Annotated in this window: 19 protein-coding genes; 13 read left to right on the top strand and 6 right to left on the bottom strand. The window is 69.4% G+C overall.

Translation table 11 applies throughout. From position 1 onward, the window contains the following. Nucleotides 1–54: 54 nt before the first annotated feature. From GC203_RS14960 to lpxB, 8 genes are read left to right on the top strand one after another with little or no spacing between them, the layout of a single operon-like run. Nucleotides 55–1,221: a M50 family metallopeptidase gene (locus GC203_RS14960; RefSeq protein WP_293455975.1), complete on the top strand. Its 1,167-nt coding sequence runs from the start codon at nucleotides 55–57 to the stop codon at nucleotides 1,219–1,221. Nucleotides 1,222–1,249: 28 nt separating this feature from the next. Further along, nucleotides 1,250–3,694 carry an outer membrane protein assembly factor BamA gene (bamA, locus tag GC203_RS14955; RefSeq protein ID WP_293455972.1) on the top strand — a complete coding sequence of 815 codons (2,445 nt, stop codon included), beginning with the start codon at nucleotides 1,250–1,252 and terminating at the stop codon, nucleotides 3,692–3,694. A gap of 6 nt (nucleotides 3,695–3,700) precedes the next feature. Continuing rightward, entirely contained in the window at nucleotides 3,701–4,336 is a 636-nt protein-coding gene (locus GC203_RS14950; RefSeq protein ID WP_293455969.1) for an OmpH family outer membrane protein, read from the top strand. Between the two features lie 38 nt (nucleotides 4,337–4,374). Beyond that, entirely contained in the window at nucleotides 4,375–5,391 is a 1,017-nt protein-coding gene (lpxD, locus tag GC203_RS14945) for a UDP-3-O-(3-hydroxymyristoyl)glucosamine N-acyltransferase (protein WP_293455968.1), read from the top strand. Beyond that, nucleotides 5,388–5,858, top strand: coding sequence for a 3-hydroxyacyl-ACP dehydratase FabZ (gene fabZ, locus GC203_RS14940; RefSeq protein ID WP_293455966.1), 471 nt, complete (start codon nucleotides 5,388–5,390; stop codon nucleotides 5,856–5,858). Before lpxD ends, fabZ begins: the two co-directional genes overlap by 4 nt. 4 nt (nucleotides 5,859–5,862) lie before the next feature. Further along, nucleotides 5,863–6,672 carry an acyl-ACP--UDP-N-acetylglucosamine O-acyltransferase gene (gene lpxA / locus GC203_RS14935; RefSeq protein ID WP_293455964.1) on the top strand — a complete coding sequence of 270 codons (810 nt, stop codon included), beginning with the start codon at nucleotides 5,863–5,865 and terminating at the stop codon, nucleotides 6,670–6,672. Continuing rightward, nucleotides 6,672–7,511 carry a UDP-2,3-diacylglucosamine diphosphatase LpxI gene (gene lpxI, locus GC203_RS14930; RefSeq protein ID WP_293455962.1) on the top strand — a complete coding sequence of 280 codons (840 nt, stop codon included), beginning with the start codon at nucleotides 6,672–6,674 and terminating at the stop codon, nucleotides 7,509–7,511. Before lpxA ends, lpxI begins: the two co-directional genes overlap by 1 nt. After that, the gene (gene lpxB, locus GC203_RS14925) at nucleotides 7,508–8,671 is read left to right on the top strand and encodes a lipid-A-disaccharide synthase (protein ID WP_293455959.1); all 1,164 of its coding nucleotides are present in this window, start codon (nucleotides 7,508–7,510) and stop codon (nucleotides 8,669–8,671) included. The genes lpxI and lpxB overlap by 4 nt, the downstream gene beginning before the upstream one ends. Here the strand turns inward: lpxB and gltA are convergent. Continuing rightward, nucleotides 8,668–9,948, bottom strand: a complete 1,281-nt coding sequence (gltA, locus tag GC203_RS14920; protein WP_293455957.1) for a citrate synthase — start codon at nucleotides 9,946–9,948, stop codon at nucleotides 8,668–8,670. The genes lpxB and gltA overlap by 4 nt on opposite strands. Before the next feature lie 51 nt (nucleotides 9,949–9,999). After that, nucleotides 10,000–11,409 carry a glutamate--tRNA ligase gene (gltX, locus tag GC203_RS14915; protein WP_293455955.1) on the bottom strand — a complete coding sequence of 470 codons (1,410 nt, stop codon included), beginning with the start codon at nucleotides 11,407–11,409 and terminating at the stop codon, nucleotides 10,000–10,002. Nucleotides 11,410–11,560: 151 nt separating this feature from the next. Between gltX and GC203_RS14910 the strand changes: the two genes are divergently transcribed. Next, a complete protein-coding gene (locus GC203_RS14910) occupies nucleotides 11,561–13,597 on the top strand; it encodes a ComEC/Rec2 family competence protein (protein WP_293455953.1) in 2,037 nt (678 codons plus the stop codon). Then, the gene (locus GC203_RS14905; protein WP_293455950.1) at nucleotides 13,597–13,884 is read left to right on the top strand and encodes a hypothetical protein; all 288 of its coding nucleotides are present in this window, start codon (nucleotides 13,597–13,599) and stop codon (nucleotides 13,882–13,884) included. Before GC203_RS14910 ends, GC203_RS14905 begins: the two co-directional genes overlap by 1 nt. Here the strand turns inward: GC203_RS14905 and lexA are convergent. Then, nucleotides 13,865–14,554: a transcriptional repressor LexA gene (gene lexA, locus GC203_RS14900; RefSeq protein ID WP_293455948.1), complete on the bottom strand. Its 690-nt coding sequence runs from the start codon at nucleotides 14,552–14,554 to the stop codon at nucleotides 13,865–13,867. The two genes, GC203_RS14905 and lexA, sit on opposite strands and share 20 nt — an antisense overlap. Nucleotides 14,555–14,808: 254 nt before the next feature. Here lexA and GC203_RS14895 point away from each other — a divergent pair, with 254 nt between their 5' ends. Further along, on the top strand, nucleotides 14,809–16,911 hold the full coding sequence (locus tag GC203_RS14895) for a DNA/RNA non-specific endonuclease (RefSeq protein WP_293455946.1): 2,103 nt from the start codon (nucleotides 14,809–14,811) through the stop codon (nucleotides 16,909–16,911). A 6-nt stretch (nucleotides 16,912–16,917) separates the two neighbouring features. Here the strand turns inward: GC203_RS14895 and trpC are convergent, their stop codons facing one another. Genes trpC through GC203_RS14880 form a run of 3 tightly spaced genes read right to left on the bottom strand, consistent with a single transcriptional unit; the run spans nucleotide 16,918 to nucleotide 19,307 of the window. Further along, nucleotides 16,918–17,694, bottom strand: coding sequence for an indole-3-glycerol phosphate synthase TrpC (gene trpC, locus GC203_RS14890; RefSeq protein ID WP_293455944.1), 777 nt, complete (start codon nucleotides 17,692–17,694; stop codon nucleotides 16,918–16,920). Beyond that, nucleotides 17,691–18,704 (bottom strand): anthranilate phosphoribosyltransferase, encoded by a 1,014-nt coding sequence (gene trpD / locus GC203_RS14885; protein ID WP_293455941.1) that lies wholly within the window; start codon nucleotides 18,702–18,704, stop codon nucleotides 17,691–17,693. The genes trpC and trpD overlap by 4 nt, the downstream gene beginning before the upstream one ends. 12 nt (nucleotides 18,705–18,716) lie before the next feature. Next, nucleotides 18,717–19,307, bottom strand: coding sequence for an aminodeoxychorismate/anthranilate synthase component II (locus tag GC203_RS14880; protein WP_293455939.1), 591 nt, complete (start codon nucleotides 19,305–19,307; stop codon nucleotides 18,717–18,719). Nucleotides 19,308–19,391: 84 nt separating this feature from the next. On the opposite strand from GC203_RS14880, the gene GC203_RS14875 reads away from it, so the two are divergent. Both GC203_RS14875 and GC203_RS14870 read left to right on the top strand, forming a co-directional pair. Then, entirely contained in the window at nucleotides 19,392–19,559 is a 168-nt protein-coding gene (locus GC203_RS14875; protein ID WP_293455936.1) for a hypothetical protein, read from the top strand. Between the two features lie 101 nt (nucleotides 19,560–19,660). After that, on the top strand, nucleotides 19,661–20,509 hold the full coding sequence (locus GC203_RS14870; RefSeq protein WP_293455933.1) for an SDR family NAD(P)-dependent oxidoreductase: 849 nt from the start codon (nucleotides 19,661–19,663) through the stop codon (nucleotides 20,507–20,509). Nucleotides 20,510–20,574 lie beyond the last annotated feature (65 nt).

Raw genomic sequence — 20,574 nt, 5'->3', positions numbered from 1 at the left:
CGCCAGATGCAGATTCTGCAGACCATCCTGCTCTATCTGATCCCGTTCATCATCGTGATCGGCGTGGTGATCACGATCCATGAGCTGGGCCACTTCCTCGCCGCCCGGGCGCTGGGCACCAAGGTCGACCGGTTCGCGATCGGCTTCGGGCGGCCCCTGGCCCACTGGACCGACAAGCTCGGCACGCATTGGCGGATCGGCTGGATTCCGATCGGGGGTTATGTGCGTTTCGCCGGCGATGACAACGCCGCGAGCATCCCGGACGCCGACGACCTGGCCGCGATGCGGCGGCAGTTGGTCGAGGAGGGGAGGGCCGCCGAGATCGGCAGCTATTTCCACTTCAAACCGATCTGGCAGCGGGCGATCATCGTGGCCGCGGGCCCCTTCGCCAACTTCCTGCTCGCCATAGCGATCTTCGCGGCCCTGCTGTTCGCCTTCGGCGAGCCGATCAGTTCGACCCGCATCGACGCCGTTACGGCGGGCAGCCCTGCCGCGCAGGCCGGTTTCCGCAAGGACGACGTCATCCTGAAGGTGGATGGCAAGTCGATCCGCAGCTTCGATGAACTCACCGAGAAGGTGATCCTCAGCTCCGACACGCCGATGACCTTCCTGGTCAAGCGCGGCGACGGTGAGATCACGCTGACGGCGACGCCGCGCCGGGGGGTCGTCTACGACAAGCTGGGCCGGCCCCAGAAACTCGGCAAGCTCGGCCTGGGCCATGTCACCCGACCCGACGAGATCACGATCCGCCGCTACAATCTCCCGGAAGCGATCGTCGGCGGCGCGCAGCGGACCGTCTCCACGATCTCGACCACGCTGGTCTACATCGGACGCATGATCGAGGGGCGGGAGCGGGCCGACCAGCTCGCCGGGCCGCTCGGCATGGCCCAGCTCTCCGGCGACCTAGCCCGGCACGCCGCAGACGTCTCGCCCGACCTCGCCACCTTCGTAGTCAATGGCCTGCTGACCCTGTTCGAGCTGATCGGGGTTATCTCGGTGGGCATCGGCTTCATGAACCTGTTGCCCGTCCCGGTGCTGGATGGCGGGCATCTCCTTTTCTACGGCTATGAAGCCGTGGCCCGCCGCCCTCTTGCCGCCAAGGTTCAAGCGGCAGGGTACCGCGTGGGTCTTGCGCTCGTTCTCGGATTGATGTTGTTCGCCACCTGGAACGATTTGCAGCGCCTCCGTGTGTTCAATCTGTTCGGCCGCCTATTCTCGTAGGCTGTTCGTCCCTCCAACGGCTGATTCGATGTACAAGACCCGCGCCACAAGCGCCGCGCTCGCCTCCGGCCTTGCCCTTCTGCTGGGCACGACCGCTCTCGTCGCGCCTGGTGTCGCCGCGGCCCAGCAGGCCGAGAGCGGCGGCCAGGTTCAGCGCATCCTCGTTCAGGGCAACGAGCGGATCGAGCAGTCGACGGTCGTTTCGTACCTGCCGATCCAGCCTGGCGACACGGTCGACCCGGCCAAGATCGACCTGGCGTTGAAGGCGCTGTTCCGCACCGACCTGTTCTCGGACGTGAAGATCGACTTCCGCAGCGGCGACCTGATCGTCACCGTGGTCGAGAATCCGATCATCAACCGCGTCATCTTCGAGGGGAACCACGGCCTCAAGGAAGACAAGCTGCGCGACGAGGTGACGGTGCGCCCGCGCGGCATCTTCACCCGCGCCAAGGCCCAGTCCGACGTGCAGCGGATCGTGGAGCTCTATCGCCGCTCGGGCCGCATCTCCGCCACGGTGACGCCGCAGATCATCGAACTGCCCCAGAAGCGCGTCGATCTGATCTTCAAGATCGACGAAGGGCCGAAGAGCGGCATCCTTTCGGTCAACTTCCTGGGCAACAAGGCGTTTTCCGATAACGACCTGCGCGACGTGGTCGTGACCGAGGAGAGCCACTGGTACAAATTCTTCTCGTCGCAGAACGCCAACTACGATCCCGACCGGCTCGAATACGACAAGGAACAGCTGCGTAAGCACTACCGCAACCGCGGCTACTACGACTTCCGGGTCTCGTCGGCCGTCGCCGAACTGGCGCCCGACAAGAACGGCTTCGTTGTCACCTACACGGTCGACGAGGGCCCCAAGTACAAGTTCGGCAAGATCGCGGTCGAGACCGAGCTCCAGAAGCTGGACAAGAACGTTCTGGAGGCCCTGGTCCCGATCCGTTCGGGCCAAGTCTACCAGGACGAGGCGATCGAGCAGGCGACCGACGCCCTGACCTTCGCGGCCGGCGCCGCGGGCTTCGCCTTCGTGGATGTCCGACCGCGCTACACGCCCGACCGCGAGAAGGGCACCGTCGACGTGACCTTCCAGGTCCGCGAGGGGCCGCGGGTCTACGTCGATCGCATCGACATCGTCGGGAACAGCCAGACGCTGGACTATGTCATCCGCCGCGAGATGAGCGTGGTCGAAGGCGACGCCTACAATCGCGCCCTCGTCGACCGTTCGAAGCGGCAGATCCGCGCGTTGGGCTTCTTCAAGGACGTGGACATCGCCGAGACGCCAGGCTCGGCGCCCGACCGGACGTCGCTGCAGGTGAGGGTCGAGGAGCAGCCCACGGGCGAGCTTTCGTTCAGCGCCGGCTACTCGTCCGTCGACCAGCTGGTGCTGGACCTGGGCGTCACCCAGCGCAACTTCCGAGGCCGGGGTCAGGACGTCCGCGCCCGCGTGTCGGTCGGCTCGCTCCGCCAGCAGCTCGACTTCTCGTTCACCGAGCCGCGCTTCCTGGGCCGCGACGTGGCCGCCGGCGTCGACGTCTATGGCTACAAGTACGACCTGTCGGATTACTCGGCCTACAAGACGACCACCCTCGGCTTCACGCTGCGCGCGAACTTCCCGCTCAGCATCGATAGCCGCGGCGCCGTCCGCTACACCCTGCGGAATGACGAGGTGAAGATCGACAGCTTCTACTGCGATCCCACCACGGGGCTCGTGCTGTCGTCGGCGATCTGCGATCAGGTCGGCACGTTCGTGACCTCTCAAATCGGCTACGGCCTGCGCCTCGACCGCCGCAACGACTACCTCAATCCGACGCGCGGCTACTACGTCGACTTCAACCAGGACGTCGCTGGCCTCGGCGGCGACGTGAACTACGTCCGCACCGACCTGGAGGCCGGCTGGTTCCACGGCTTCACCAAGGACTTCATCCTCTCGCTGGTGGGATCCGGCGGCTACGTCACCGGCTGGGCCGGCGACTCGGTGCGCATCAACGACCGCTACTACAAGGGCGGCCTGACGTTCCGCGGCTTCGAGACCGCCGGCATCGGTCCGCGCGACCTCAGCCTGACGCGCGCCGACGCCCTGGGCGGCAAGGCCTACGCCATCGGTACGGTCGAATTGACGGTTCCGACCTTCCTGCCCGAGCAGTACGGCATCAAGGCCGCGCTGTTCTCCGACTTCGGCACCCTGGGTCTGCTCGACAAGAAGGATCGCAACTATCGCGTCGGCGACGTGGATTGCCTAGCGCCGACGATCGCCGATCCGACGGATCCGACAAAGACGATTCCCAACTACGCGACCCCCGGAACGCGCAACACGTGCATCCGCGACAACCTGGGTCTGCGGGCGTCCGCCGGCCTCAGCATCTTCTGGAAGTCGCCGATGGGCCCCATCCGATTCGACTTCAGCCGTGTTTTGGCCAAGGAAAGCTACGACAAGACCGAGACTTTCCGGTTCTCCACTTCAACCAGGTTCTAGGAAGACATGACCTTCAAAACTCTCGCGGCCGCGGGCTGCGCTGCGGCCATTTCCGTTTCCGCAGCCGGCGTCGCCGTCGCCCAGGCTCCGGCTCCCGCCCAGACGAACGTTCCGCAGGTGATCCACGGGCCGCCGATCGCGGGTCTTTGCGTGGTGTCGGTGGACGCGGCCATCCTGAATTCCGCCGTCGGCAAGAACGCCAACATGCGTCTGCAGCAGATCGCCCAGCAGGTGCAGGCCGAGCTGAGCGGTGAACAGGCGGCGATCGAGAACGACGACAAGCAGCTCTCCGCCCAGCGCGCCACGCTCGACCAGAACACCTTCGAGCAACGCGCCGCGGCGCTGCAGGTCCGAGCCAACGCCCTCCAGCGGAAGGCCGAGCTTCGCCGCCGCGAACTGGAAGCCACGCAGCAGAAGGTGCGGCAGCGCCTCGGCCAGGAAGTCGAACCGCTGCTGCAGCAGGTCTACCAGTCCAAGCAATGCTCGGTGCTGCTCGACGGCAGCGTGGTGTTCGCCAATCCGGCGATGGACGTGACGGGCCAACTCGTCACCTCGCTGAACGCGAAGGTCACGCAGTTCCCGATCGAGCGTGAGCGGCTGGATCAGGCCGCGCCGGCCGCCCCCGCGGCCGCCCGGAAGTAAGCCGACGCGATACGGGGCCACGGCGGCGGGGACGGACGATGCCCGATCCGCGTTTCTTTGAGGATTTGGGGCCGGTTCGCCTGGGCGAGCTGGCCGCTGCCGTCGGCGCCGAGCCGGGGCGGGCGGACGCTGCCGAGCGCCTCGTCGGCGGTGTGGCGGTGCTCGCCCACGCGGGGCCCGACCACGTCACCTTCCTCGCTGATCGGCGATACGCCGCCGAACTCCGGTCCAGCCGGGCCGGGGCCTGCTTCCTGCCAGCGGGTGCCGCCGATCTGGCGCCCCCGGGATGCGTGGCGCTCGTCTGCGCCAATCCTCAGGCGGCCTATGCGCTGGCGGCCGCCCGGCTCCACCGTCCCCGGGCGGCGGGGACCGTCGCGATCGCCGACGACGCCGTGATCGAGGCCGATGTCGTCCTGGGACCAGGGGGGGTCGTGGGGCCCGCGGCGCAGATCGGCCGCGGAACCCGGGTCGGCGCGAACACGGTGATTGGTCCGGGCGTGGCGGTCGGACGCGATTGCGACATCGCCGCCAATGTCACTCTGGGCTTCGCCCTCATCGGCGACCGCGTGCGGATCTCGGCCGGCGCCGTCGTCGGCGAGGCGGGATTCGGCGCCACGGTCGGGCCCAAGGGCCTCATCGACATCCCGCAGCTCGGGCGCGTGATCATCCAGGACGGCGTGTCCGTGGGCGCAAACACGACCATCGACCGCGGCGCCTTCGATGACACGGTGATCGGCGAAAACACCAAGATCGACAACCTCGTGCAGATCGCCCACAACGTGCGCGTGGGCCGCAATTGCGTGATGGCCGCACATACCGGCATCTCCGGCAGCGTGGCGATCGGCGACGGCGCTCAGTTCGGCGGCCGCGCCGGCGTGGCCGACCACGTCACCATCGGGACAGGCGCGCGCGTGGGCGCGGCGGCCGGGGTGATGAAGGACATTCCGCCGGGCGAAACCTGGGGCGGCATGCCGGCCCGGCCGATTCGGCATTGGCTGAAGGAGACCGCGTGGCTCGCGCGCATGGCGGGCCGGCGGGGCGGGGGAGACGGATGAGTCGCAAGGCGCCCGGGGCCGAGAGCCCTACCGAGATCGACATCACCGAGGTGCTGGCGCGGATTCCGCACCGCTTCCCGTTCCTGCTGGTGGACCGCTGCGAGGAGTACAAGCCCTCGGAATCGATCGTCGGCATCAAGTGCGTGACGGTGAACGAGCCCTTCTTCCAAGGCCATTTCCCCGACTATCCGGTGATGCCGGGCGTGCTGCTGATCGAGGCCATGGCCCAGACGGGCGCCGTCCTGATGTCGAAGTCGCTCGACGTCGACACCGCCGGCAAGGCGATCTTCTTCATGTCGGCCGACAACTGCCGGTTCCGCGCGCCGGTCCGCCCGGGCGACGTGATCCGCATGCCGGTGCGCGTGGTGCGCCACCGCGGCGACGTCTTCAAGTTCGCCGGCCAAGCGATGGTGGGCGACAAAGTCGCGGCGGAGTGCGAATTCGCCGCCATGGTCGTGGAGACCTGACCACTTGTCCGTCGACATCCATCCCACCGCTCTTGTCGCGGACGGCGCCGAACTGGCCGACGGCGTCAGCATCGGCCCCTTCACGATCGTCGGGCCCAAGGTGCGCATCGGCGCGCGCACGCGGATCCTGGCCCATGCGGTCATCGAAGGACGCACCCGGATCGGCGAGGATTGCCTGGTGCGCAATCACGCCAATCTCGGCGGCCCGCCGCATCACGTCAGCTACGCCGGCGGACCGGTCGAGGATCTGCCGCAGGAACTGATCATCGGCGACCGCAACAAGATCTGGGAGCACGTCACCATGCACGTCGCGGCCACGGACGGCGGCGTCACGCGCGTTGGCGACGACGGCATGTTCATGGCGACCAGCCACGTCGGCCATGACTGCGTGGTGGGCGACAACGTCATCCTGGCCCATTCCGCCACCCTCGGCGGCCACGTGCACGTGGGCGATTTCGTGATGGTGAGCGGCCTCGCGGCGGTCCACCAGCACTGTCGTGTCGGGCGCTACTCCTTCATCGGCGGCCTGGCGGCGGTGACCAAGGATGTGATCCCGTACGGCCTGGTATGGGGCAACCACGCCCACCTCGAGGGCCTGAACCTCGTGGGCCTCAAGCGTCGCAACTTCGACCGCGACACGATCGCGGAGCTGCGCTCGGCCTATCGCCTGCTGTTCGCCGAGGAGGGCACCTTCCAGGAACGCATCGAGGATGCCGCCAGCGTCTTCGCCGCCAGCGCGCCGGTCATGGAGATCATCGACTTCATCCGCGCCGACGCCAGCCGCCCGCTCTGCCTGCCCGAACGGGAGGTCTGATGGAAAAGCTGGGCCTGATCGCGGGCGGCGGCGCGCTGCCGGTCGAGATCGCCCAGCACTGCGAGCGCTCCGGCCGGCCGCTGTTCGTCATCCGGCTGAAGGGCTTCGCGGGCGCCGACCTAGCGCCCTACGCCGGCGCCGAGGTCGGCCTGGCCGAGCTGGGCAAGTGCCTGAAAGCGCTGAAGCGGGCCGGCTGCCGGGCGATCTGCCTGGCGGGCAATGTGGCGCGCCCCGACTTCTCCAGCCTCGTGCCCGATCTGCGCGGTCTGATGCTGCTGCCCAAGGCGGTCGCGGCGGCGCGCAAGGGCGACGACGCCCTGTTGCGGCTGCTGGTCGACGAGTTCGAGAAGGAGGGCTTCGCGGTCGAAGGCGCCCACGAGGTGATGGAGGACCTGTCGCTCCCAGCTGGCCTGCTTGGCGCACGCGGGCCGACGGATGACGATATGGCGGACGCCTTGCGCGCACTGGACGTGGCGCGCGCCATCGGCCGGCTCGACGTGGGACAGGCCGCCGTGGTCGCCCACGGTCTGGTGCTGGCCGTGGAGGCCCAGGAAGGCACCGACGCCATGCTGGCCCGTGTGGCCGATCTGCCGGCCCACCTGCGGGGCAAGCCGGGCGCCGGCGCGGGCGTGCTCGCCAAGGCGCCCAAGCCGATCCAGGAAACCCGGGTGGACCTGCCGACCATCGGCGTCGCCACCGTGCAGGGCGTCGCCCGCGCCGGTCTGGCCGGGATCGTGGGCGAAGCGGGCCGCCTGCTGGTGCTCGACCGCGAGGCGACGCTGGCGCTGGCGGACGAACTCGGCGTCTTCATCCTGGGCGTCGAGCACGACGGGACGTGAACGCGCGGCCGCTCACGGTGATGCTGGTGGCCGCCGAGGCCTCCGGCGACGACCGCGGAGCCGGCCTTGCGCGCGCTCTTCGCCGTCGATTGGGCGAGGGCGTCCGGTTCGTCGGGGTTGGCGGCGCGCGGATGGCGGCCGAGGGCGTCCAAAGCCCGTTCGATATCGCCGACCTGTCGATCTTCGGCCTGTTGGAGGGACTGCTCGCCTATCCCAAGGTGGTGCGCCGCGCCGAGGAAACCGCCGCCGTGGCCGCCAGGGAGAAGCCCGACGTCGCGGTGCTGATCGACTCCTGGGGCTTCACCCTGCGGGTGGCGCAGCGGCTGCGGCGGGCGACGCCCGGCCTGCCCCTGGTGAAATACGTCGCGCCGCAGGTCTGGGCCTCGCGGCCCGGCCGGGCGCGGACGGCGGCGCGATGGTACGACCTCCTGCTCACCATCCTCGGCTTTGACGCGCCGGCGTTCGAGCGCGAGGGGCTGAAGACCGTATTTGTCGGGAACTCGACATTGGTAGTCGATTTCGCGACGGCCGATCCGGACCGCCTCCGCCGCGAGATCGGGGCGGGAGCCGACGATCCGATCCTGCTGGTCCTGCCGGGCAGTCGTCCTGTCGAGATCGAGCGCGTCATGCCGGCGTTCGAGGACGCCGTGCGCCTGCTGAAAGCCGAGCGCCCGAACCTTCAGGTCGTGATCCCCGCCGCGTCCACCGTGGCCGAAGGGGTGAAGGCGCGCGTGGCCGGTTGGCCGTTCCGCGCCCACGTTGTCGAGGGCGAAGCCGCCAAGCGCGACGCGATGAAGGCGGCGACCGTCGCGCTCGCTTGCTCCGGCACCGTGACGACCGAGCTTGCGCTGGCGGGCTGCCCGATGGTGGTGGCCTATCGCCTGGGGCCGGTCACCTACGCGGTGCTCAAGCGGATGATCCGCACCAAGTATGTGACGCTGTTCAACATCGCCGCGCAGGACTTCGTCGCGCCGGAGATGATCCAGGCCGACTGCAACGGACCCGACCTGGCGCGCGCGATCGCGATGCGCCTGGATGACGCCGGCCTGCGGGGCCGGCAGGTCGAACGCCAGAATGCGGCGCTTCTCAAGATGGGCCGCGGCGGCCCCGATCCGAACGAGGCCGCCGCGGACGCGATCCTGAACCTGTTGAAGGCCTAGCGCTTGTCGATAGGCGTGTAGGCCCGCTCGGGGGCGCCGGTGTAGATCTGCCGCGGACGGCCGATCTTCTGGGACGGATCCTCGATCATTTCCTTCCACTGGGCGATCCAGCCCACCGTGCGCGCCAGGGCGAACAGCACCGTGAACATCTCGGCCGGGAAGCCTAGCGCCCGCAGCGTGATGCCCGAGTAGAAGTCGACGTTCGGGTAGAGCTTGCGCTCGATGAAGAACTCGTCGCTGAGCGCGATCTTCTCGAGTTCCATGGCCACCTTGAGCAGCGGGTCGTCCTGGTGGCCCACGGCCTCCAGAACCTCATGGCAGGTCTGCTGCATGACCTTCGCGCGCGGGTCGTAGTTCTTGTAGACCCGGTGGCCGAAGCCCATCAGCAGATAGCGCCGGTCCTTCACGCCCTGGACGAACTCGGGGATGCGATCGACCGAGCCGATCTCGCCCAGCATGTTCAGCGCTTCTTCGTTGGCGCCGCCGTGCTTGGGGCCCCACAGCGAGGCGATGCCGGCTGCGATGCAGGCGAACGGGTTGGCGCCCGACGAGCCCGCGAGACGGACGGTGGAGGTCGAGGCGTTCTGCTCGTGATCGGCGTGCAGGATGAAGATGCGGTCCATGGCCCGCGTCAGCACCGGATTGGGCTTCCAGTCCTCGGCCGGAACCGAGAAGCACATCTTCAGGAAGTTCTCCGCGTAGCTCAGCTCGTTGCGCGGGTACACGAACGGCTGGCCGCGGGAGTACTTGAACGCGCGCGCCGCGATCGTCGGCATCTTGGCGATCAGCCGGTGGGCGGAGATCATCCGCTGTTCCGGATCGTTGATATCGGTGCTGTCGTGGTAGAAGGCCGACATGGCGCCGACCGCGCCGACCATGATCGCCATCGGGTGAGCATCCCGACGGAAGCCTTGGAAAAACCGATCGAACTGCTCATGCACCATGGTGTGGTAGGTGATGTTGTGCTCGAACTCGGAGAACTGCGACGCGCTGGGCAGTTCGCCGTGGAGCAGGAGGTAGCAGACCTCCAGGAAGCTGGACCTTTCGGCCAACTGGTCGATCGGGTAGCCGCGATGGAGCAGCACGCCCTTGTCGCCGTCGATGAAGGTGATCTTGCTCTCGCAGGAAGCCGTCGACGTGAAGCCCGGATCGTAGGTGAACACGTCGGCTTCCGCGTACAGTTTGCGGATGTCGATCACCGCGGGGCCGTCCGTGCCTTTCAGGACGGGGAGGTCGACCGACTTGCCACCAAGTTCGAACTTCGCCGTGTCGCCCATAAGGCCCCCTTTCGCGGTTGCGAGATGAAAACTCTCGGCGCTTATACCCCTTTACGCGGGGAGCGAAAGCGCGTCGTCGATACGACCCAGGGACTCCTCCCGGCCGAGCGCGGTCATGGCGCCGGCGAGATCGGGCGCCGGCGATCCGCCGGAGAGCACGGCGCGCAGCTGCGGACCGAACTTTCCAAGACCGACGCCTTCGCTTTCGGCGAAAGCGCGCAGGGCCGTCTCCAGTGAGGGGACATCCCAGGCGCCCACAGCGCCGAGCGCCGCGCGCAGGCGTTTGAAGCGGGCGGCCATCTCGGCGTCGGCGAGTTGAGCGCGGGTCTTTTCCGGCAGCTCGAGCGGACGATCCTTCAGCACGAACAGCACGGCGTCGGCCAGCTCCAGGGTCGTCTTCGCCCCTTCGCGGACGAACGGAATGGTGTGGGCGATCAGGGCGTGATCGGCCTCGCGCACGCGCACCTCACGGCTTTCGAGGATGCCGACGACCAGTTCGGCGAGCCGCGCCGGGTCGGCCAGGCGGATGTAGTGGTTGTTGAGGTGGTTGAGCTTGTCCCAGTCGAGGCGGGCCGGGGCGCTCACCACGTCCTTGATGTCGAACCACGAGATCGCCTCGGCGTCCGAGAAGATCTCGTCGTCGCCGTGGCCCCAGCCGAGTTTGGCCAGGTAGTTGCGCAGGGTCTCGGGCAGATAGCCCATGTCGTCGAATTCGGTGACCGCCTGCGCGCCGTGCCGCTTGGACAGCTTCTTGCCGTCCGGCCCGTTGATCATCGGCAGGTGGGCCCACGCCGGAACCTCCCAGCCGAGGCCTTGGTAGATGAGCGTCTGCCGCGCGGCGTTGTTGAGGTGGTCGTCGCCGCGGATCACGTGCGTGATCTCCATGTCGTGGTCGTCGACCACGACGGCGAGGTTGTAGGTGGGCGTACCGTCCGTGCGGAGCAGGATCAGGTCGTCCAGGGTGCGGTTTTCGAAGCGGATCAGGCCCTTCACCTTGTCGTCGACCAGGGTCTCGCCGTCCTGCGGAGCCTTCAGGCGCACGACGAAGGGGCGGTCCGGCGCGTCGTTGGGAGACAGGTCGCGCCACGGCGAGCGGACGACGCGCCCTTCGGCGCGGGCCAACTCGCGCTCGGCCTCGAGCTCTTCGGGCGTCATGTAGTCGCGATAGGCCGAGCCTCGGGCCAGCATCTCGTCCACCACGGCCCGGTGACGGTCGGCGCGCGCGAACTGGAACACCGGCGGCTCGTCGGCTTCCAGGCCCATCCAGCGCAGGCCGTCGATGATCACCTGGACCGCCGCCTCGGTGGAGCGCTCGCGGTCGGTGTCTTCGATCCGGAGCAGGAACTGGCCGCCGGTGTGGCGCGCGTAAAGCCAGTTGAAAAGCGCCGTCCGAGCCGTGCCAATATGCATCATGCCCGTGGGCGAGGGGGCGATACGGGTGCGGACGGGACGGTCTGACATAGAGCTCGGAGGGGCTGGCGGCGGCGCGGCCTCGGCCGCGGGGGCGCCTCTTAGCACGCGCCTTCCCCGCCGGCCTAGCCTGGGGCGGGTTTGGGGCTGGCTGACCGACCAGGCCGACGCCCAGGCGGATCGCTGGACGCTCTGGACCCCGGTGGCGTTCGGCCTGGGCTGCGGGCTCTACTTCGGCCTTCCGCGCGAGCCGCAGGCCTGGATCGCCTGGGCGCTGCTGCCGGCGGTGGCCGGGCTGCTCGTGGCGGCGCGCGCCAGCCCGTGGCGCGGCCCCGCCATGGCCGCGGCCCTCGTCGCCTGCGCTCTGGGCGGTTTCGCGGTGGCCAAGCTGCGGACCCAGGCGGTGAAGGCCCCCTTGGCGCAGGTCAGCGCCCGGCCGCACGCCGTCGAGGCCTGGGTCGTCGATATCGCCTCGCCAGGGCAGGGCGGCCAGCGGCTGCTGCTGGCGCCGATCCACGTCAGCGGCTGGGCCGCGGGGGAGACGCCGATCCGCGCGCGCATGACGCTGCGGCCCGGGACTCCGTTGCCCGCGCCTGGCCAGGCCATCCGCGCCTTCGCCATCCTCAATCCGCCCCCGCCGCCGGCCAGCCCCGGCGCGTACGACTTCGCGCGTGACGCCTATTTCCAGAGCGTCGGCGCCGTGGGCCTCGCGCTCGGCGAGCCGCGGCCGCTGGAGCCGCAGGCGCGGCCGCCGTGGCGACTGGCGCTGGCCATGCGGATCAACGCCGTGCGCTGGGCGCTCACCCAAAGGATCGTCGACGCGCTCGGCCCCGAGACCGGCGGGCTCGCCGCGGCCATGACCACGGGGCACGAGGCCTTCATTCCCCGCGAGCAGGTCGACAACCTGCGCGCCGCCGGCCTGGCCCACATCATCTCGATCAGCGGCCTGCACATGGCCATCGTCGGCGGCTTCGCCTTCGCGGCCGCCCGGCTCGCCATCGCCGCCTGGCCCTGGCTGGCGCTGCGCATCCACGGCAAGAAGGCCGCCGCCCTCGTGGGACTGGCCGCGGTGGGCGGCTACCTCGTGCTTTCGGGCGCGCCGCCGCCGGCCGAGCGCGCCGCCATCACCGCGAGCGTCGCCTTCCTGGCCATCCTTGCCGACCGGCAGGCGATCAGCCTGCATGCGCTGGCGCTGGCCGCCATGGCGGTAATGCTGCTTCAGCCGGAGGCGGTGACCGAGCCGGGCTTTCAGATGTCGTTCGCGGCGACCGCCGCCCTGGTGGCGCTCGCCGAGATCTGGCCGCGGTCGGTGAAAGAGATCGACGTGCCCTGGCCGATCCGGCTCGTGCAGGGCGCCGCGAGTTGGACGGCCGCCAGCCTGGCGGTCAGCTTCGTGGCCGGCCTCGCCACCGGGCCGTTCGCGATCCAGCATTTCAACCGGGTCTCGACCTGGGGCCTGTTCGCCAACCTGGCGGCCGCGCCGATCTCGTCGTTCCTGATGATGCCCGGCCTCGCGCTCGGCGCGGCGCTGACGCCGTTCGGCCTGGGACGCGCGCCGCTGGAGGTGGCCGGCTGGGCCATCGGCCTGATCAACCAGGTCGCCGCCTGGGCCGCCGCCGCGCCGGCCTCCCAGCTTGTCGTGCCCAGCGCGCCCGACTGGGCGCTGCCGGCGAGTTTCCTGGGACTGCTGTTCGCGTGCCTGTGGCGAGGGCCTTTGCGCTGGGCGGGCGTACCTCTGGCCATGGCGGTGCTCTGGGCGCCCAGGCCCGCGCCGCCGGACATCTGGATCAGCGCCGACGGCGCCGCCGTGGCCGTGCGCGATGGCCACGATGCGGTGCTGCTGCGCCCGGACGTGAAGCTCTTCGGCGCGGAACTGTGGGCGCGGCGGCGTGGGCTGGCGCCGCTTGAGACCGAGGCCGAACGCGACCGGCGTTTCGATTGCGATCAGTGGAGCTGCCGGCCGGGCCCCGACGCGCCCGTGCGCGTGGCGGCGGCCTGGAACCTCAAGCGGCCCCTGCGCCCCGGCCGGCTCGACGCGCTGTGTGCAGGGGCCGACCTCGTGGTCCTGCGCAACGCCTTCCGGCCCGAAAGCTGCGGCGCGCCGACCGTCCTGACCGGCGCCGACTTCGCGGCCGGCGGTTCGGCCGAGCTCTATCGGGAAGGGCAGGGCTGGCGGGTCGTCTGGGCTCAGGACGCGCGTGGGCGCCGGCCGTGGACATGGGGCTACGACCCGCGATGATGTTCGCCAGGTCGCTGCGTCCGCGTGTGATGAGCGGAGAGATCACCTGCAGCGTCCGCGTCTGGCTGACGCCGCGGGTGAGGGTGGGCGGCCGCTATCGGCTGGGCCCGGGGTTCATCGAAGTGACGCGCCTCATCGAGATCGACCTCGCCGATGTCGACGACGATTTGGCGCGCCGCTCGGGCTTCGACGATCTCGAGGCTTTGATGGCCGTCGCCCGCCACGGTCGCGGCGAGCGTGTCTTCGTGGTCGAGTTTGCCTACCGTCCTAGTGATAGCGGCGGATGAGGCCCACCAGCTTGCCCTGCACCGACACCCGGTCGGGGCCGAAGATGCGGGTCTCATAGGCGGGGTTGGCGGCTTCCAGCGCGATCGACGCGCCCTTCTTGCGCAGCCGCTTCAAGGTGGCTTCCTCACCATCCACCAGAGCCACGACGATGTCGCCGGACACGGCGCTGTCCGTCCGGCGGATGACCACGAAGTCCCCGTCGAGGATGCCGGCGTTGATCATGGAGTCGCCCGAAATCTCGAGCACGAAGTGCTCGCCCGCGCCCAGGATCGTCTCGGGCACGGGGATGCGGTCACGCTCCTGCTGGATCGCCTCGATCGGCGTGCCGGCCGCAATGCGCCCGAGAATGGGCAGGTCGCGCGTGTCGTTGGCGACCGCCGGCATGGCGACGCCTGCGTCGACAAGCTGCGGCTTGAAGGGGGCTCGGCCCTTGGGGGGCGCGGCGGCGGTCGCCTGCTGCGGCAGCTTGACCACCTCAAGCGCCCTGGCCCGGTGCGGCAGCCGACGTAGGAAGCCGCGTTCCTCCAGGGCCGTGATCAGCCGGTGGATGCCGGACTTGGACGCGAGGTCCAGGGCGTCCTTCATCTCGTCGAAGGAGGGGGAGACGCCGGTTTCCTTGATCCGCTCATGGATGAACATCAGGAGTTCATGCTGCTTGCGGGTGAGCATTGCGGGGCCTCGCAGAACAAAGCGCTAACGTCTGAAGATGTTCTCTAGGTGTTCTGGGTTAATGTCAAGTTGATGGGCCGCTGTTTGAATTTCCAGCGGAATTTCGACGCTGTCGGGCCGTGGCGCAGGCGAATCGTGAGGTTTCGGTCGCGATTTTCCCAAACTGTCACCGGCGTGTGATTTGAGATGTCACAGCTTTCACGAGTGTATGTGCGCTGTCCGCGAACATCGTTCGCCGGCGCCGGAGGACGACCATGACCACCACATCCGCCAGGACGAAGGCGTTCCTGAGCCAGGTGCTGCCGCCGCCGGCCGCCGAGGCCTTGGCGGCGGGCGCCGGCCTCGGGGGCGCCGAGGCCATGGGCTCGCGGTACGACGACGAAGACGCCAACGCGGCGCTGGCGAAGATCGGGACGGCCGAAGAGATGACGCCCGCCCAGCAGTTCGCGGCCGAGGCGATCATCATCCCGGACCATCGGCCGGCCATCGCCATCGCCAACGGCGACTACGAGGTCACCCAGGCCGACTGGCTGGAGCTGAACCGGGGGCAGGCGAAGGCGAGGATCAAGGCCGCGATCCCGGCGGTCGGCCGGGTCGAACTGCCGAAGCATCCCAGCCTGCCCTACGGCGGCACGGGCTTCGTGGTGGGCGGCGGGCTGATGATGACCAATCGGCATGTGGCCGAGATCTTCACCCAGGGCCTTGGCATGGGCCCGCTGGCGTTCCGATCGGGCCAGACGGCGGCCGTCGACCTCAAGCGCGAGGTGACCAGCACCGCGCCGCACCTGCTGGAGGTGCGTGACGTGCTGATGATCCATCCCTTCTGGGACATGGCGCTGCTGCGTGTCGCGGGGCTCCCGTCGTCGATCGCACCGCTCAGTCTCGCGCTCGCGACGCCCGAGGACATGGCCGGCCAGCCGGACGTGGCCGTCATCGGCTACCCGGCGTTCGATCCCCGCAACGATCCCGAAGTGCAGCGGAGGGTCTTCGGCGGCCTCTACAACGTCAAGCGCCTCCAGCCCGGCAAGCTGAGAGGGCGCGAAACCATCGAGAGCTTCGGACACGATGTCTCGGCGGTGACGCACGACGCCTCGACGTTGGGCGGGGCGTCCGGCTCGGCCGTCGTCCACGTGGCCAGCGGAGAGATCGCCGCGCTGCACTTCGCGGGCGTCTACCTGAAGGCCAACTACGGCGTGCCGGGCATGGAGCTGGCCCGGGACGCCAGGGTCGTCGACGCGGGCGTGAAGTTCGCCGGCGAGCCGAAGCCGGACAGCGCGGCGAAGGCGTGGTGGACCGGCTTCGACGCCGAGCGGTCGCCCGCCGCCGCCGGGCCGGCGCCCGCCTTGGTCACGGGCGGCGACGGCTCGGTCACCTTCACCGCGCCCCTGGAGATCACGATCCGTCTGGGCGCGCCGGTCCAGGCGGCGGCCGTCACCCCGGCGGTCGAGGCCATGGTCGAGCCGTTCCACGATCCCGACCTTGCGGACCGCCAGGGCTACGCTCAGGCGTTCCTCGGCGCCGAGCTGCCCTTGCCGGAACTCAAGGACGAATCGCTGGCCGCGCCGGTGGATGGCGGCGGGCATATCCTGACCTACAGCCACCACTCGATCGTCATGCACAGGCGCCGCCGGCTGGCGCTGTTCGCCGCCTCCAACATCGACACGAGCCAGGATCTGCGGCGGCCCGAGCCGGGGCGGGACTACACCCGCAAAGGCCTGACGGGCCTGGGCAAGAACGACCAGGAGAAGTGGTTCCTCGACGAGCGCATCTCCGAGGCCCACCAGTTGCCCGACCGGTTCTTCACCAAGGACAAGGGCGCCTTCGACAAGGGCCATATCGTGCGGCGCGAGGACGTGGCCTGGGGCTCGACCTACGACGCCGTGCGGGTGGCCAACGGCGACACCTACTATGTCACCAATTGTTCGCCGCAGGTCGCCGGCTTCAACCGCTCGGCCAACGGTGTGGAGAACTGGGGCGATCTGGAGAACTATGTCCTGAAGCAGGCGGGCTCCGAGCGGCTGTCGCTGTTTTCGGGGCCCGTGCTGGCCGATGACGATCCGTTCTTCCTCGGTGTCGACGACCAGGGCCATGTGCGGATCCAGATCCCGCGGGCGTTCTGGAAAGTGGTGGTCGCCGCCAAGGACGGACAACTCCAAAGCTTCGGCTTCCTGCTGGAGCAGGACCTCTCGGGCGTTCCGCTGGAGTTCGTCGTCGATGCGGTCTGGCGCGCGCACCTGAAGCCGATCGCCGAGCTCGAAGCGAAGCTGCAGGTGCGGTTCCCCGACGCCGTGCGGGCCGGCGACCAGGCCGGCCAGCCGGCCGGCGAGGCGGTGCGGATGTCGGCGGGCCTGATCTGACGGCGACTAGGCGAGCAGCGCCCGTGTCGCGGCGGTGACGTCGGTCTGACGCATCAGGCTCTCGCCGACGAGCATGGCGGTCGCGCCGGCGCGTTCCAGTCGAACGACGTCGTCGGGCGTGAAGATGCCGCTCTCGGTGACGAGCAGGGCGTCGGGCGGGGCGGTCGAGGACAGGCGCTCGGTCACGGCGAGATCGGTGACGAAGGTCCGCAGGTCGCGGTTGTTCACGCCCACCAGGTCGGCGCCGAGGTCGGCGGCGCGCGCCATCTCGGCCTCGTCGTGGACCTCCACGAGGGCGTCCATGCCCAGCGCACGAGCGCCGGCCAGCAGATCGGCGGCGAGGACGTCGTCCACCATCGCCAGGATGATCAGGATCGCATCGGCGTCCAGGGCGCGGCTCTCGGCCACCTGCCAGGGGTCGACCAGGAACTCCTTGCGCAGGCAGGGCAGGGCGACCGCCTCGCGAGCCTGGGCCAGATAGGCGTCGGCGCCCTGGAAGCTCGGCGTGTCGGTGAGGACGGAGAGGCAGGCCGCGCCGCCCGCCTCATAGGCGCGGGCCAGCGCCGGCGGATCGAAGTCGGCGCGGATCAGGCCCTTCGAGGGCGAGGCCTTCTTGATCTCGGCGATCAGGGCGAGGCGGCCAGGCGCGTGGGCGCGCTCCAGGGCGGCCCGGAAGCCACGGGCCGGCGAGGCGATACTGGTGTCGACCCGCGGGCGCGCCGCCTTGCGGCCGGCCACGTCCTCGCGCTTGTAGGCGGCGATCTTCTGCAGGATGTCGCTCATCGGCCGGCGATCTCGACCAGCTTGTCGAGCGCGGCTTGCGCGCGGCCCTCGTCGATGATCCGGCCGGCCAGCTCGACCCCCTCGCGCAGGGTCTCGACCTTCTCGCCCACCAGGAACGCCGCGGCGGCGTTCAGCAGCACGATGTCGCGGTACGGACCGGCCTCGCCCTTGAGCAGGCGGCGCAGCGCCTCGGCGTTCTCGGCCGGCGAGCCGCCGGTGAGGTCGGCCAGGGCGGCGCGCTTCAGGCCAACGGCCTCGGGCGTCACGGTGAACAGGCGCACCTGGCCCTCGCGATACTCCGCGACGCTGGTCTCGCCCGTGGTGCTCATCTCGTCGAGGCCGCCGCCGTGGACCACCCAGGCCCGCTCAGACCCGAGCGCGCCCAGCACCTGCGCCAGCGGCGCCACCCAGCGCTCGGCGAACACGCCCACCACCTGGCGCTGCGCGCCGGCCGGATTGGTCAGCGGGCCCAGCAGGTTGAAGATGGTGCGGAAGCCCAGTTCGGCGCGGATGGGCGAGACGTGCCGCATCGCCCCGTGGTGGGCCGGCGCGAACAGGAAGCAGATCCCGGCCTCGTCCAGCGCCTTGAGCTGGCGCTCCATGCCCGGGTCGATGTCGACGCCCAACTCGGAAAGCACGTCGGCGCCGCCCGACTTCGACGACAGCGCCCGGTTGCCGTGCTTGGCCACCTTCAGCCCGCCGCCGGCCGCCACGAAGCCCACGGCGGTCGAGATGTTGAGCGTGTGGAGGCCATCGCCGCCGGTGCCACAGACGTCGATGGTGGGGTAGGGCGGCTCCAGGTGGATCGCCGCGCGCCGCATGGCCCGCGCGCAGGCCGTGATCTCGCCCAGGGTCTCGCCGCGCATGCGCATGGCCGTCAGCGCGGCGCCCACCTGGGCGGGTGTGGGTTCGCCGCGCAGGCAGGCGGCGAAGAAGTCCTGCGCGTCGTCCTCCGAAAGCGTTCCGCCGTCGGCAAGGCGCATCAGCAACGGCTTGAAGGCGTCGGACATCTGCGCGGGCGACTAGACTTGCGCCGTGCGGCGCACGCCCGCGAGGTCGAGGAAATTCGCCAGGAGTTCGTGGCCGCACTCGGTGGCGATCGACTCCGGATGGAACTGGACGCCATGGATCGGGCGCGTCTTGTGCTGTACGCCCATGATCTCGCCATCCTCGGTGCGGGCGGTCACGTCCAGGACCTGCGGCAGATCGTCGTTTTCAACCGAAAGGCTATGGTAGCGGGTGGCCGTGAAAGGGTTCTTCAACCCCGCGAACACACCCGTATTCGTGTGATGGATAAGGCTGGTTTTCCCATGCATGAGGGCGCGGGCTCGGATGACGGAGCCGCCGAAGGCCTGGCCGATCGCCTGGTGCCCGAGGCAGACGCCCAGAATTGGCAGGGATTCCGGCGCTTCGCCGATGAGCCCGAGACAGATTCCGGCTTCGTTTGGCGTACACGGCCCGGGGCTCAGCAGCACCGCCTCGGGGCGCAGGGCCAGCGCCTGTTCGACCGTGATCGCATCATTGCGATGGACGATCGTCTCAGCCCCCAACTCGTTCAGATAATGGACGAGGTTGTAGGTGAAGCTGTCGTAGTTATCGACGACGAGGATCATGGCCCCTCTCTAGGCGCTGCCGCCGCCCGCGCCAAGCGGGATGCTGGGCGATGGGCCGACGGGTCGGCGCTCGACGCCAGGGAGATGTTCCGCGCCCGCGCCCTGCTCGAACCGGAGCCGCGCCGCGACCCGATGTGGCCGGCGCTCGCCGCGGCCATGCTGCTGGCCCTCACCTCGGTGGCGTTCGCGGCGATCTCGGTCCTGGCGCCGCCCGTGACGACCGAGCACACGGCCCAGAGCGCGCCAAGCTGACCCCCTGACCCTGATCTGGGCGCGAAATCGCCGCGTTCAAGAATTGGCAGACGGCGATTTTCCGCAGAGGCTCCGTCCCCTCACAAGGGGGAGATGGCGACATGCGGGATCTGGCGGGCAAGACGGCGTTCGTGACCGGGGCGGCTTCGGGCATCGGCCTCGGCATCGCCCGGGCGCTGGCCCAGGCCGGGGTGAAGGTGATGCTCTGCGACATCGAGCGCGGGCCCCTGGCCGCCGCGGTGGAGGGGCTCCAGCGCACCAACGCCGACGTCGACAGCGTGCTGGCCGACGTTTCGCTGAAGGCCGAGCTGCAGGCCGCGGCCGAGGCGACGACGGCGCGGTTCGGCGAGGTCCACATCCTGGTCAACAACGCCGGCGTCGGCGGCGGCGGCGTCTACGGCAACTGGACCGACGCCGGCTGGGACTGGCTGCTCTCGGTGAACCTGAGGGCGGTCATCTGGGGCGTGGAGATCTTCGGGCCCCTGATCGAAAAGCACGGCGAGGGCGGCCACATCGTCTCCACCGCGTCGATCGCGGGCCTGATCTCGGGGTCGAGCAGCCCCTACAGCGTGACCAAATACGGCGTGGTCGCGCTCTCCGAAGCGCTGCGGCTGGAACTGGCGCCGCGCGGGATCGGCGTGTCGGTGCTGTGCCCCGGGCTGATCCGCACCAACATCATGGATTCGGCCCGCAACGTCCCGAGCCGGTTCGCCGGCGACCAGCCGAAGCCGCCGTCTGAAGGCCCGGCCGCCGAAGGGCTCAAGGCGTTCCGCGAGGCGCTGGCCCAGGGGATCGATCCGAACTACGTGGGCGAACTGGTCCGCGAGGGGATCGAGGGCGACTGGCCCTACATCTTCACCGACACCCAGTTCGAGCCGAACGTCGACGCCCGCTTCGCGGCCATCAAGCAGGGCTTCGACCGCATCCGCGATCGCAAGCCCAGCCACTAGAGCCTTCCCGGATCAAGTGGGATCACCTGATCCGGGCAAGAAGGCTCCATCTTCAAGCATGTGGA

Origin of the sequence: Phenylobacterium sp., from assembly GCF_016124325.1 — a bacterium.
In the GTDB taxonomy this organism is placed as follows: Bacteria; Pseudomonadota; Alphaproteobacteria; order Caulobacterales; family Caulobacteraceae; genus Phenylobacterium.
The sequence above is the reverse complement of the archived record's forward strand: the minus strand, read 5'-3'. Positions and strand labels throughout refer to the sequence as shown.

Excerpts from the sequence above, each read along its gene's own strand:
- GC203_RS14870 (WP_293455933.1), top strand. The coding sequence starts at position 19,661 with ATGCGGGATCTGGCGGGCAAGACGGCGTTCGTGACCGGGGCGGCTTCG.
- lpxD (WP_293455968.1), top strand. The coding sequence starts at position 4,375 with ATGCCCGATCCGCGTTTCTTTGAGGATTTGGGGCCGGTTCGCCTGGGC.
- gltA (WP_293455957.1), bottom strand. The coding sequence starts at position 9,948 with ATGGGCGACACGGCGAAGTTCGAACTTGGTGGCAAGTCGGTCGACCTC.
- GC203_RS14905 (WP_293455950.1), top strand. The coding sequence starts at position 13,597 with ATGTTCGCCAGGTCGCTGCGTCCGCGTGTGATGAGCGGAGAGATCACC.
- GC203_RS14880 (WP_293455939.1), bottom strand. The coding sequence starts at position 19,307 with ATGATCCTCGTCGTCGATAACTACGACAGCTTCACCTACAACCTCGTC.
- lpxI (WP_293455962.1), top strand. The coding sequence starts at position 6,672 with ATGGAAAAGCTGGGCCTGATCGCGGGCGGCGGCGCGCTGCCGGTCGAG.
- bamA (WP_293455972.1), top strand. The coding sequence starts at position 1,250 with ATGTACAAGACCCGCGCCACAAGCGCCGCGCTCGCCTCCGGCCTTGCC.
- fabZ (WP_293455966.1), top strand. The coding sequence starts at position 5,388 with ATGAGTCGCAAGGCGCCCGGGGCCGAGAGCCCTACCGAGATCGACATC.
- lexA (WP_293455948.1), bottom strand. The coding sequence starts at position 14,554 with ATGCTCACCCGCAAGCAGCATGAACTCCTGATGTTCATCCATGAGCGG.
- trpD (WP_293455941.1), bottom strand. The coding sequence starts at position 18,704 with ATGTCCGACGCCTTCAAGCCGTTGCTGATGCGCCTTGCCGACGGCGGA.
- GC203_RS14895 (WP_293455946.1), top strand. The coding sequence starts at position 14,809 with ATGACCACCACATCCGCCAGGACGAAGGCGTTCCTGAGCCAGGTGCTG.
- trpC (WP_293455944.1), bottom strand. The coding sequence starts at position 17,694 with ATGAGCGACATCCTGCAGAAGATCGCCGCCTACAAGCGCGAGGACGTG.
- gltX (WP_293455955.1), bottom strand. The coding sequence starts at position 11,409 with ATGTCAGACCGTCCCGTCCGCACCCGTATCGCCCCCTCGCCCACGGGC.
- GC203_RS14875 (WP_293455936.1), top strand. The coding sequence starts at position 19,392 with ATGTTCCGCGCCCGCGCCCTGCTCGAACCGGAGCCGCGCCGCGACCCG.
- GC203_RS14950 (WP_293455969.1), top strand. The coding sequence starts at position 3,701 with ATGACCTTCAAAACTCTCGCGGCCGCGGGCTGCGCTGCGGCCATTTCC.